Source organism: Bradyrhizobium niftali (genome assembly GCF_004571025.1).
Taxonomy (GTDB): Bacteria; Pseudomonadota; Alphaproteobacteria; order Rhizobiales; family Xanthobacteraceae; genus Bradyrhizobium; species Bradyrhizobium niftali.
This window is the reverse complement of the sequence record NZ_SPQT01000069.1, coordinates 1-11,792: the sequence shown is the minus strand read 5'-3', so window position 1 is coordinate 11,792 and position 11,792 is coordinate 1. Positions and strand designations below refer to the sequence as shown.

Annotated in this window: 7 protein-coding genes and 7 pseudogenes; 7 read left to right on the top strand and 7 right to left on the bottom strand. The window is 57.6% G+C overall.

The window, feature by feature from the left end:
* Positions 1-217 (bottom strand): transposase (locus tag E4K65_RS45505; protein ID WP_135179544.1); only part of this gene is annotated, 217 nt, incomplete at its 3' end.
* Positions 218-460: 243 nt separating this feature from the next.
* Here E4K65_RS45505 and E4K65_RS45500 point away from each other — a divergent pair.
* Positions 461-604 (top strand): annotated as a pseudogene (locus tag E4K65_RS45500) (transposase domain-containing protein); the annotation flags it as partial.
* Between the two features lie 757 nt (positions 605-1,361).
* Positions 1,362-1,592 (top strand): hypothetical protein, encoded by a 231-nt coding sequence (locus tag E4K65_RS45495; RefSeq protein WP_135179617.1) that lies wholly within the window; start codon positions 1,362-1,364, stop codon positions 1,590-1,592.
* A gap of 644 nt (positions 1,593-2,236) precedes the next feature.
* Here the strand turns inward: E4K65_RS45495 and E4K65_RS45490 are convergent.
* Positions 2,237-2,449: a response regulator transcription factor gene (locus E4K65_RS45490; protein WP_135179616.1), complete on the bottom strand. Its 213-nt coding sequence runs from the start codon at positions 2,447-2,449 to the stop codon at positions 2,237-2,239.
* A gap of 339 nt (positions 2,450-2,788) precedes the next feature.
* Here E4K65_RS45490 and E4K65_RS45485 point away from each other — a divergent pair.
* Positions 2,789-2,960 (top strand): annotated as a pseudogene (locus tag E4K65_RS45485) (IS5/IS1182 family transposase); the annotation flags it as partial.
* Between the two features lie 287 nt (positions 2,961-3,247).
* Here E4K65_RS45485 and E4K65_RS45480 read toward each other — a convergent pair.
* Together E4K65_RS45480 and E4K65_RS45475 are read right to left on the bottom strand one after the other, a co-directional pair.
* A complete protein-coding gene (locus E4K65_RS45480) occupies positions 3,248-4,246 on the bottom strand; it encodes an ATP-grasp domain-containing protein (RefSeq protein ID WP_135179615.1) in 999 nt (332 codons plus the stop codon).
* A 552-nt stretch (positions 4,247-4,798) separates the two neighbouring features.
* Positions 4,799-5,273, bottom strand: a pseudogene (locus E4K65_RS45475) (transposase); the annotation flags it as partial.
* A gap of 811 nt (positions 5,274-6,084) precedes the next feature.
* Between E4K65_RS45475 and E4K65_RS45470 the strand changes: the two are divergent.
* Both E4K65_RS45470 and E4K65_RS45465 read left to right on the top strand, forming a co-directional pair.
* The gene (locus E4K65_RS45470) at positions 6,085-7,047 is read left to right on the top strand and encodes a cupin-like domain-containing protein (protein WP_135179614.1); all 963 of its coding nucleotides are present in this window, start codon (positions 6,085-6,087) and stop codon (positions 7,045-7,047) included.
* A gap of 183 nt (positions 7,048-7,230) precedes the next feature.
* A pseudogene (locus E4K65_RS45465) lies at positions 7,231-7,359 on the top strand (IS5/IS1182 family transposase); the annotation flags it as partial.
* Here E4K65_RS45465 and E4K65_RS45460 read toward each other — a convergent pair.
* Both E4K65_RS45460 and E4K65_RS50170 read right to left on the bottom strand, forming a co-directional pair.
* A pseudogene (locus E4K65_RS45460) lies at positions 7,314-8,317 on the bottom strand (IS481 family transposase). The pseudogenes E4K65_RS45465 and E4K65_RS45460 sit on opposite strands and share 46 nt — an antisense overlap.
* 857 nt (positions 8,318-9,174) lie before the next feature.
* Entirely contained in the window at positions 9,175-9,297 is a 123-nt protein-coding gene (locus E4K65_RS50170; protein WP_430649064.1) for a hypothetical protein, read from the bottom strand.
* Positions 9,298-9,510: 213 nt separating this feature from the next.
* On the opposite strand from E4K65_RS50170, the pseudogene E4K65_RS49895 reads away from it, so the two are divergent.
* Positions 9,511-10,078 (top strand): annotated as a pseudogene (locus E4K65_RS49895) (ATP-binding protein); the annotation flags it as partial.
* Between the two features lie 54 nt (positions 10,079-10,132).
* Positions 10,133-11,145 (top strand): annotated as a pseudogene (locus tag E4K65_RS45440) (IS110 family RNA-guided transposase).
* A 373-nt stretch (positions 11,146-11,518) separates the two neighbouring features.
* Here the strand turns inward: E4K65_RS45440 and E4K65_RS45435 are convergent.
* On the bottom strand, positions 11,519-11,792 hold a 274-nt coding region (locus E4K65_RS45435), incomplete at its 5' end, for a hypothetical protein (protein ID WP_235886045.1).

Sequence of the window (11,792 nt, the reverse complement as noted above, 5' to 3'; positions counted from 1 at the left end):
CGCCTGCTGCTTCTCGCAACTGGCGGCGCCAACCAAACAACTGCTGCGGCGACAATCCATGCCGTCGGGCCACGGAACACACCGAGTCGCCACTCGCCACGATCTCGGCGACGATCCGCGCCTTGTCGTCGTCGCTCCACTTCCGCCGACGACCGGCTCCGGTGAAGACCTCAAGCCGCCGCACCGGCTCCGCGATAGCACTATGCACTGTGTCCATTCTAAGCCTAACGGTCCGAACAAACCGCAGACTCGCAGATCACCCCGTCATCCGGTAGGTGGCCGCTGAACAGCGCTTACGGTACAGCCGGCTTCTGCCCAAGTACTCTTCAACTTCCATCTTCCTGTTCTCCGCTGTTGACAGCGGAGGCACAGAACGAACTATGCCGAACCGACCAAACGCCGGTCAGCCAGAAATCTGGGGAAAACGACCCGACTCGGCATAGTTCGGCGGGCGGCATAAACGGCCAAAATGAACGACCTGGATCCACAAGCCTGGCTCGCCGACGTCCTGGCACGCATCGCTGCACATCCAGCCCAAAGGCTCGACGATCTGCTACCCTGGAATTGGCGCGACCAAAACAAGCAGATCAATCAGGCCGCATGAGTGACCGCTGCGCGGTCCTCACCGGATGCTTACTAACAAGCCGCGGGTGTTGCGGAAAGTCGCTGAACGCCGTGCGAGGGAGCGGAGCGTGACACGATCATCGTTCGTCTGCCACCCCGTTTGCGCCGACGACGATGTGGAACGGCGGCATCGCGTGAAGGACGCGAGTGGCGGCAGTGGATCAGGAACAAGTGTGCCGTCACTCCACCGGCCATACCAGCAGCTGTCGAGATCCCAAAAATAGCGCTTGCTCGAGCGCGCATCCTCGGGGCAACCACTCTTTATCGCGACAACATTGCCGACCGTAATCAACTACACGCCGAAGTGAACATCTTCGCGTCCGAATTGACGACCTGCAAGCAGCCGGAGTGGCGAGGACGTATCAAAGCCCTAAGCTTCGAGCGCATCGTCTGCCCCCCAAATCAAAAGCGACACCCCGTAAGCACACACACGGGACTTTTCGCCGCTGCCACGCTTCGACAGCGCATGCTCGCGGAACCTCTCTCTTCTCAGATCTGATAGGAGAACTCCGTTCCCGTTTGAGCTATTCCTTCCGGGTTGATGAACGCTTGCCACCCAGCGGAAGGCCACAGGCGATTGGTGAGTATTGGCTAAGCGTTAAAGTCGTAGATGCTGGCTCTCGAATGCCGGGATGCAAGTAGCACGAAACCACAACAATCGCTTTACGATCCCCAGCCGGAGAACCTCCGATTGGATTGTTCCACATGAATGTGAGCTGGCATCTTACCGAAAGCACGTGGTGATTCAGGTCCTCGACGCCCATTCAAGTGACCGCGCGTCGCCGATTGTGTTGGTCGGTCGGAATCGGGCCGGCAGCTGGGTTGCCCGTGAACAGCGGGGCTCGTTTGGCGGGCTTTTTATCAACCGCGCTGAAGCTCTGAAATACGCTCTGTTCAAAAACGGACACCATCCAGAGAGCATCATCGAAGTAACGCGTGAGATTGAGCTTGATATCCCCAGTCCGTGAAGTGCAGAACATGAATGTGATGGTTCTTCTGCACCGCTGCCCTATGGAAGCAAGGGCACTCCTTCATCGTCGCGGGATCAACCGGTCCATTCCTTCAGCGTGCCCACTTCAAGCTTTCAATTAAGCACCCTGGAGGCGTTCCGCGCAGATTCTATCGGACTACAATCATCTGCCAATCATTGTTTCGCACGATGAGCGTTACGTGGTTATGCACATGAACATGAGCAGTCCTCAGTCGTTCCGTGAAACGACAGACGAGGAGAACACCAAGAACGCGCCATCGACTGTTCAATATGGAGCAGTTTCACCATGCAAGTGTAGCGCCGAAGGACTCGCCGGTTCATCTGCCTCTGGCTATCTTCCGGTGGAACGCGTTCGCGGGCTTAACGCCATCTCATCCGCAGCGATACGCTTCCTTGATGTCACCTCGCAATCTCGCAATTGATCACAACGTTGGAACTGGACTGCGACGGGCCATCACTCTTTCAAGAGCGTTAGGCGCCGGACAAATCGACGGACGCCCTGTTCCCAGTCACAGCAATGAATTATGGCGCCCGGACGTCGCTTCGCATTCCGCCGGAGCACCCCACAGTCGCCCCTCACATTTTGGTAGATCTGCATTAGCGGCAACGGAGCCGCGGCCGCTACTCAATAAGACGCAAACGCCGCGCCTTGACGACGCACTGGGTACGGCTGGTCGTTTCCAGCTTTCGCATCGCGTTCTTAACGTGAAAGTTGACGGTGTTCTCGTTCACTTTCAAGATGGCTCCGATTTCCGAGGATAACTTCCCCTTCTTGACCCATCGCAAGCACTGTCTTTCCTGTTCCGACAGCACAACCCGTTGCCGATCCGGCATGAGTTTCTCCTGTAGCCGAGAGGACGAAGGAGGCAGCAAATGCCACACCAGTCAGCGGCACCGCAAACTCTCGCGGCAGGACCAGATCTTGGCGAGATTGTCAGTTCATCTCTCAGGAGACTGCCACCCCAGCTGCAGCCCTATCGACGGGATTGCGACACATGTCGAAAATGCAACAGCAGTAATTGCGACAACCGTAGAACTCGATATTTGCTCAAGATCTGTGTGAGCTGGATATCACCTTTTAGCCAGGCGTTCGTCCCGCCAGGGTGATGCTCTGTGAGAGGGCCGTAGCACCCTGCGAGCCGAGATCCTTCATTTGCACCCAAGCTTTCCTTTCCAACGTGTCGGCTCGGATCCACCAAGGAGACGAAGCTGTGCTTCATCGGGCATGGGGCTGAGGGAGAACCGCCACGGCCTGACGCGGGCCGACGGGCATGCCGAGCGGGTGGCCGCGCTTCACATGATCGAACCACGTGCCGACCGGCCGACACCGATCATGCTTGGCGCCCGCCCGAGACGGCTCGGCCTGCGCGGAGTTCTCATGGGAAGGGCACGATGAGAATGACCCCGCCTGCGGTCGCGGATGGGCTATGATCGGCACTGCGGGCAGGCTCGTCGATCACTTCTACATACACTTGGCGACGATTCAGCCTTCGTTTGCGAACGCGGCTGAGTTCTTCAACGGGCTGCTAGGTTCGATTCCATCCGCGACGCACAGCAGTATTCTGTCGCTCCTGCACCGAAATCGACATTTGCAAGTATTGCAGAATCAATGACCCGTCCGCCAACGGCCGCTCATGAAAGCCAGTTCTTTTTGAAGCGAGCAGTAATCAGTTCAGCGACCAGATCCGAGCGATCCACCCCTGAAGCTAATTGTGCATCATACAGCCCCCCCGGGTTTACGAGATTGATTTCAACAACATAAGGATAGGCCATGTCTATTCCGGCGAAATTGATCCCATGAGCCACTAACTTTTGACCGATTAATTCGGCAAGCTCAAGTTCACCGGAGTGCACGTCGACCGCAATGGGCTTCCCGCCTAGCGCAATATTCGACCTGTGATCGTCTGGATGGCCTTGCCGACCATGCCAAGCTACTGGCCTCCCGCAAGCAACGATGATGCGCTTTTCGCCTTGAGCTACCTCCGAGATAAACCGTTGAAGTACTGCATACTCATTTTTGAAGCCACCTAGTTCGCCGTAGCTGTTCTCGTGTGCGACGGTGTTTCCGGTAAGGCATTGCAGGATTACACGAGAATTTAGCCCGCCTGGGAGAAGTAAAAAGACATTTTCGCCGCATGTGGAATTTGTCGGCTTAGCCACCCACCGCCGATCTGAGGCTTGGCGATAGCGTTCCCAGAGTAACGAGAAGTCATTGGATATGTATGAAAGAGCCCTGTTCGCTTTTGGCACGACATAACCCAATGCATGTTTTGGTGTCAGGAACATCAGGCCTTCAATGCTGTTAACAAACGCCGTGTTTTGGGCAGCTAACCACAGCATTTGCCAGATGTCGCGGGACACGCGATCCTGAGGATGGCTCATGACCCAGATCAGTTGGCACTCGTCAAGAAAATAGACACATCTATCCCCCCGTGCCGCAGAGCCGGGATGATACGGTTCGCCGTTGATCGGCACTGCCACTCCTCGTGTGAAAAAGCGATAGTCATCTGCCGCGATAGAATTGAGTTCACCGAAAATTACTTCCCAACCGCATCGGCGGAACGCATTGCTTATAGGGGCATCGTTTTCACCTAAGCAATCCAGCGTGTTCGTGAGTATGAGCAACCTCATGACGTTCTCCTAGTCGGAAAGGCAGTGAAGGATCGAACTAGCTGCACAATCCAAAACATCTATCTCGAGACATCCCTGTGCGCCGGCAATCCTATCTCGCAAATCACCTCGAAATATGCGGTGATGTTCGCGTACTCGTGGCATTGTGTCCGAAACATTCGTCGCCAAGCTGCTGCGTTGCTCCAGTGTTGCTTGACCTAATAGCAACCCTCGTGCCAGAGGCTGTTGTTGTCCTGCACTTAACCATTGCGCCGTAAGAACCATGATCCGAGGAACGGCGTCGCGGTCTTGAACCTGACAAGACTTGTGCCGCTGTCTGAAACCGGACAACAGGCCGCGAGCCGGCAAGGCCGCTCACCGTCGAGCGATTATATCGGGCGTGCGCGCAACAAGTCTGGCCATTCGCTTCGCACGCTGCCTTGGATGGGGCCTTTTCAGAGGAGCGAGGGCCTTATCGGAGCTGAACGTCAAGGGCCGACCAACGATGGAGCGTCCGCGGCTCGAAGGCGAGATAACCTGCACAGGGTTCTCCAATCATGCTCTATGACAAAAAGCCTTTGTGAAGTTCTTGTACCGATTGTTCACGGCTTTGAACTTGCTGCCATCGATGGCAACGCTCGCAGTCGCGAGAAGACCCATTTCACCGCAGAGTTCGACAAAGCGCGCACAAACCTTGCGAAGCGCCAGGCCATTGTCCTTGCGGAAATCCGCAATTTTCTTGTGATCAGGAGCGAGCCCGACCCAGCAGCCATGACCTCGACATTGCGCCCCGCCTCTCGTTCGAGCCGCCGGCTCGACTGCACCCGATTCAGGTAGCCGTAGATGTAAAGCTTCAGCAGAACGGATGGGTGGTACGATGGTCGACCAGTCGCCGCCTCCACCCCTTCGAGGCTCATCTCAGCCAAACGAGCGCATCGACAAACACGTCGATCACGCGGACAGGGTTGCTCTCGTTAATGAAATCATCGAGCCATTCTGGCAATAGCGTCCGTTGCCCACGATCCGCCTCCTGAACGAAGCGCCTCACCGCGCTGCGAGGGACGCATCAGCACGGTCAAGCGCCGGCATGCGCTCGACTGCCGTTGTAGGGGCTTCCTCCGAATGCGGCGCTGGGCTGGCCTCGGCGTGATCGTCGATAAAGTCATCAACATCGGCCGCACGATGGAGAAGCGGGCCAACAAATAGGCCCGACCTTGTCAGCACGACCGGACAATCCGGCGCGCCGGTTGGGCGTCTCCGCGATCCGTGGACTCCAATGCCAAGAGCGTCGATCTGTACCGCGAAATACTTAGAATCGTGCAGCGCGGCGACGCCTTAGCAAATGCATCGACTTTGTCGCGTTAGGCACAAAGGAAGCGCGCCAGATAGGGTCGGCAAGCGGAATGATCGACCACCGGCATCACGCAACGGTGTCGGCGCGAACCGGATCCTGGGCGTATTCGCTGTGACTGGCAAAACAAGCATATGTAAGCGCGCCCTAGGAAGCGTAGCGGCTCCAAGGCAGCCGAAATCCCACCCGACACACACACACACACACACGAGCCCGGAGAGAGGACGCACCTTGTAAGCCTTCACTGACTCCTTAAGCATACGATGCCGCCCCAGCCCAACAATCTCTCTCAGCTATCGATCTTGGTAGTTTTGACGTGTGGAATTCCATGTAGTCTGAAGTCTGAGCCTCGCTCTCACTAGGCAGGACCGTATTTGAGTTTCTTTCCGCTCTGAGACTGGCGTATGGTTTTCGTCGTTCCCAATCAACCAGATTGGCTACGGTCGCAGGCAGTCGCGGATCAACATAATCACGTGGGAGAGAGGATCAGCGGAGACAGGATCAACAAATGGATGAAGTCAAAGTGATAACATCGCCACAAGCGCCGCCGGCCGATCGCTCGTCGACAAAGCTACAGGACTCGAGCTCGTCATGGGTACCTATCGTAACACAGCTATCTGACTCAGACTTTGCGACAGATTTCCGAAATGCACTGCGGCCGGTTCTCTTACGCGGCGGCTGCGCGGCTTGGAGCGCCTGCCAGTGCTGGTCCCCTCAGTATTTTGAAGACGTCGCCGGATCACTTACTGTGCCCGTCAAAATCCTTGACGGCGACGAGATCAAGGTCTCTTCTTGGCGCCTCGCAGAATACGTGCGGTTCATCATGGAGCAGTCCCCTGGCGGAGATGGAGGCTCTAGGAACGAACGGGGAATTCCGTACTGTCACGACATTCCGTTACTGGGGTTAGTGGAAAAACTGGCGCGAGATTGCCAGCCCTTTCCGGCAAATTTGCTTAGTCCTTGGTATCGTCGGCATTGGTGGCGCTTCTCTCAGTTCTTCATGGGTCCAGCAGGGACGGTTACTCCACTCCACTTCGACAGCCTAGTCAGTCATAATCTTTTCTTCCAGATTTATGGTGTGAAGCAGTTCACAATCCTGCCATCGAGCCAAGCTCCGTTCTGCGGCCTGCGTGGTTGGAGGTGGTTTGACGTGGACCCCGAGCAGCCGGACTATTTACGCTTTCCGGGGTACCGGCAGGCGACGCCCGCGGTCATCACCGTAAACCCTGGCGACATGCTCTATATGCCGCCCGGAACCCTCCACCACGTTCGCAGCCTATCGGCCTCGATTTCCTTCAATATCGATTGGCACACCAAGCGGAGTGTATTGCACGCGCTTGCGCAGTCGCACAAGGGAATGCCCAGAAAAGTCATTTACTACAACACGATCACGGCATTGGCGGTAATCATGAAAGTACCTGAAGCCATGACGTTTCCGTTGTACCGGTCCTATTTGAGCTATGTCAGTTGACAAAGCGAAGCCTGAAGCGCTGCATAGTTGAGGTCGCATTGAGCACGATATTCGACGAGTGTCCGAGTCGTGCCGATCACATGGAATATGGCTCGCCTCGGCGAACCTGGTTCGTGGAGCCCACACTTCGACCGACCTTTTTGCCAGCATTCGCGTTAGTCAGGAATAGCCGCGGCAATGTTTGAGCGCTGCCTGGCGATCCGCTGCTTCAGCAAGCTCGAACAGTCCGCCGCGTTGCGACCTCGTTTCGAAGAGACCGCACGAAATTACCTGGCAGTCGTGACCATCGCTGCAATTCCGTTATGGCTGCGCCAAGTGTCCACGCCGCCTAGGTGTTTATTCGGGGCATTTGCTGGAGCGGATTGTTCCGGCTGGGAAGTCCGGCATTTGCAGATGTATTCGTAGGGCGTGAGCCCCTTCAGGACCTTCAGCCGCCGGCTGTAATTGTAGGCGGTGATGAAGCCGGCAAGTTGAGCTTCGAGCTGATCGTGTCGATCGTAGTGGTAGCGCTGGACAGTCGCTTCCTTGATCGTGCGGTTCATGCGCTAGACTTGGCCATTGTCCAGGGATGCTTGATTTTGGTGAGCCGATGTTCGATCCCATTTTCTTGGACCGCATATCGAACATATGCGTCACGCATCTTGCCGTCGGGCCGTCCGCATAGCGCCGTGGGAAGGTGAACTGGATCCCATTGTCGGTGAGCACCGTGTAGATCTTGTAGGGGACAGCCGCGATCAGAGCTTCCCGGAAGGCGGAGGCTGAGGTCCTCCCGTTTTCCTGGTCAGTTGCACGAAGGCGAGTTTGCTGGTGCGATCGATTGCGACGTAGAGGTGGAGCTTGCCTTGCGATCTGAAGCTCGGCAATGTCGATGTGGAGATAACCGATCGGATAAGCCTTGAACTTTTTCTTCGAAGGCTTGCCACCTTCACCCTCCGGCAATCGGCTGACGCCGTGGCACTGGAGGCACCGATGCAGAGATGACCGCGTCAGATGCGGGATGGTCGGCTACAGGGCATAAAGGCAATCGTCCAGCGGCAGCGGCGTATGCCACCGGAAAGCGACGATGATCGCCTCCTCCTCGATGGAAAGGACTGTCGACTTGGCTTTTTTGGAATGATCGGCGACGGTCTCGCGCTGCTTCCACTTCGCGATAGTCTTTCTAGTTGATCTCGTAGCGCTCGGCGAGTGCTCTCAGGTTCCCTTGACTGTTTTGTATTGCTCGACGGACTGCCTCCGTCGTGGTGGCGCAGCCGTGTAAAATTTCTTCCATAGCGCTTCCTTCGAATCGTGCGACAAGGATGCACCATCAAAGTCTGGGACTAAACACCTAGTGTCCCGAGTCACAAGTTCGCAGTCGTAGATTCGCAGTAGATTCGCGTCGCTGTGCCAAGGATGGAGGCAAACAGCGATGGAATCTCCGATGGCGATTTAGCGATTTGCTCCCCTGACATTGAGCGATGATGAGCGAGCGGAACTGAAGTCGCTGACGATGCGACGAAAGACGGCTCAGGCGCTGGCTCTGAGAGCCCGGATCGTGCTGACCTGCGCAGAAGGTGGTCAGAACAAGGAAGTGGCGGCCAAGCTGGCCCTGGATCGACAGAAAGGTAGGCAAGTGGCGGCGGCGTTTTATGGAGCAGCGCGTGGCCGGGCTACACCACGAGCCGCGCTCCGGCGCGCCGCGCACGATAGACGATGCCCGCATCGAAGCGGTGATCGTGAGGACATTGGAGAGTTGCCCTGAGAACGCCACCATTGAAAGTTCGCAATATTGGATCTTGTTTTGCCGAGGCATTGTAACGACAGAAGCGCTCGATGGGAGCAAGGATGTCATCGGCGGATTTGGCCATCGGAACGGTTTGGGATCTGCGTTGTGTCGCTCGATGAACGAGGCGATGTCGGCCCTGAGGGCGGCTAGGCTGCGATAGACGGCGCGCCTGATCCAGCCGCACCGGATGTGACGTTCAAGCTCTCGACCGATCCGAACTTCGTGGCCAAAGTTGCGCGAGTACCGATAGCCGCCCGGCTCTCCTACGCCGGTGACGGCGTGCCGATGGTGAGCGACTGCCTCACCGGCGAACGGAGAACAGCGCAGATCTTCGTCGCCGTGCTCGGAGCGTCGAACTTCGCCTACGCGCAGGCGACCTGGACGCAGGGACCGGCCGACTGGATCAGCGCCCATGTCGGCGTCTCGCGGCAGTCCGCGGTGTGCCGGCGCTCTTGGTGCCTGACCAACACCAAAGTCGCGGTCATCAAAGCGAGCCTCCACGACCCGCAGATCAATCGCACCTATGCGGAGATGGCTGCGCATTACGGCACGGCCGTGTTACCGGCGCGACCGAGCAGCCAGTGCTCGACGATGAGAACAGCCCGCTCCACCTTGGCTTGTCACGATCAAATGATCCTCGCCAACGATCTCGATCGGCGTTCCCCCCCGGCGCTCCGCGGACGACGCGCCGATCCTGCATGCCAACATCCAAGGACCGCGCTACTACAATTAGGAGACCATCCCTTGCTCACCCTCCGACTTTCGTCCGCCTCAACGCGCTCGGCCTGCATGGCATGGCTAAGGCCTTCGTCGATATCGAAGCCGCCGGCGAGGCCAATAGCCTCGGCCACGCCGAATGACTCGCGCTGCTGCTCGAACGTGAAGCCTCGCTGCGCCACGACAAGCGGCTCGCAGCCCGCCTGCGCCGTGCCAAGCTGCGCCAGCAAGCGTGCGTCGAGGACGTCGACTACCGCACAGCGGTCTCGATCGCGCGATGTTTGCCAGCCTCATCGAGGGTCGCCGGATCGACGACCACGCCAACCTCTTGATTTGCGGCCTGTCGGCGTCGGGAAGAGTTGGCTCGCCTCGGCGCTCGGCCACAAGGCCTGCCGCGACAATCGTTTTGTCCTTTGCCAGCGCGTCGCGCGCCTGTTCGACGACCTCGCGCTCGCCCGCGGCGTCGGCCGCCATCCACGCCTGCTGCGCGCCCTCGGCCGCGTCGATCTGCTCATTCTTGATGGTGTGGACGGCCTCACCTCAACGGCATCATAATGCCAAGGCGTGGTCGCAGAGCGCCACAAAGAAGGGAGACCGTCCGCGATGAAGTTTATCAGAATAGGCGTTGATCTCGCCAAGAACTATTTTCAGAGCCACGCGCTATCTAGCGAGGACGCACCAGCCGTAAAGCGCAAGCTGACGCGCCGGACAATGCGCGAGTTTTTCTCGAAGATCGAGCCGTGCCGTGTTGGCATAGAGGCTTGCGGCTCAGCGCGCTATTGGGCGCGCGAACTGAAGGCCATGGGACATGATGTGTCTCTGATGCTGCTGGCCTACACAAAGCCCTATGTCAAGCGGGGTAAGAACGATGCCGTCGATGCGGAAGCCATATGTGAAGCGGTCTCGCGTCCTGCCATGCGTTTTGTGCCGATCAGGAGCGCTGATCAGCAAGCGACCCTGATGCTGCACAACACGCGCGAGCTGCTCGTCAAACAACGAACGATGAGCGTGAACGCTCTACGCGGCCACTTAGCCGAATTCGGCCTTGTCGTCGCCAAGGGCGCCGGCCGCGTCGACGAGCTTTTAGGTGCGACACGACTCTTCCGGACGCTGCTGTCATGGCTGCAAAGGTGCTCGGTCAGCAAATTGATGCGCTCGGAAGCGCGCTCGATGATTTAGAGAGGGAAATCGCCAAGGCCCACACGCGGAGCGAGACGAGCCGTTCGCTCGGAGAAATTCCCGGCATTGGCAAGCTTGTTGCCTCGGTAATTGCAGCCAGCGTACCGGACCCAAGCGTATTCAATTCGGGGCGAGATTTTGCTGCCTGGCTGGGGCTGACGCCCAGGCAAATTTCGAGCGGGGGTAAACCGACTCTCGGAACCATCACCAAGGCGGGTAATCGATATATAAGGAAGCTACTTGTTCCCGGAGCAACATCGCTTCTAAACGTTGTGGAGAAACGCCGCGGGGGCTTGCGCGACTGGATTGTCGGGCACTTGGCGAAAAAGCCGGCGCGGCTTGTGACCGTCGTCCTTGCCAACAAGCTCGCTCGGATCATCTGGGCAATGATGGAAACCGGAGAATGCTTCCGCACCGAGATGTTCGCCAAACCTTGAACGTGAGTTTCGGCCAGCCGCATCCGAATCAAAGAGTTATAAGCCTGGTAAGTGCAAGAAAGGCATGATGAAAGACAACGGTCGCCACCGAAAACCAGGAAACCCGACCAGTCGTGTGAGCTTTAAAGCTCGCATCCTTGATGTGACCCCTTGGTTGCTGGACTTCATCAGGGCCCGCGGAGATATGATTCGCGCTCAAGGCCGGACATACGATCGCAGCCGTCCAAGTCGCTCGAAGTGCCAAATTGTGGTTGCCATCAGAGGCCAATGGTATGGACCCCGCCCTTGCCGCGGTGGAATCTCGAACGTCAACTGCAGCGAAGGAGGATGTCATGCAGGTCGTTCGCATAGGTCTAGCAGGCTGTTGAAGAACTCAGCCGCGTTCGCAAACGAAGGCTGAATCGTCGCCATTGTGGATATAGAAGTGGCCGACGAGCCTGCCGGCAGTGCCGATCATAACCCATCCGCGACCGCAGGCGGGGTCATTTTCGTCGTGCCTTTCCCACGAGAACTCCGCGCACGCCGAACCGTCGCGGGTGCCGTAACGCACGTCCAGGAAGCCCTTCAGGGCCCCAAAGGCGATTTCGCCATCGGACTTGCCCCTGAAGCTGAGATGCGCCTCTTCGACAAGATCGAGGAAGTCAGTG

Bases quoted from the DNA above. Each gene is read 5' to 3' on its own strand.
- E4K65_RS45490 (WP_135179616.1), bottom strand. From the start codon at position 2,449: ATGCCGGATCGGCAACGGGTTGTGCTGTCGGAACAGGAAAGACAGTGC.
- E4K65_RS50170 (WP_430649064.1), bottom strand. From the start codon at position 9,297: ATGACCGCGACTTTGGTGTTGGTCAGGCACCAAGAGCGCCGGCACACC.
- E4K65_RS45470 (WP_135179614.1), top strand. From the start codon at position 6,085: ATGGATGAAGTCAAAGTGATAACATCGCCACAAGCGCCGCCGGCCGAT.
- E4K65_RS45480 (WP_135179615.1), bottom strand. From the start codon at position 4,246: ATGAGGTTGCTCATACTCACGAACACGCTGGATTGCTTAGGTGAAAAC.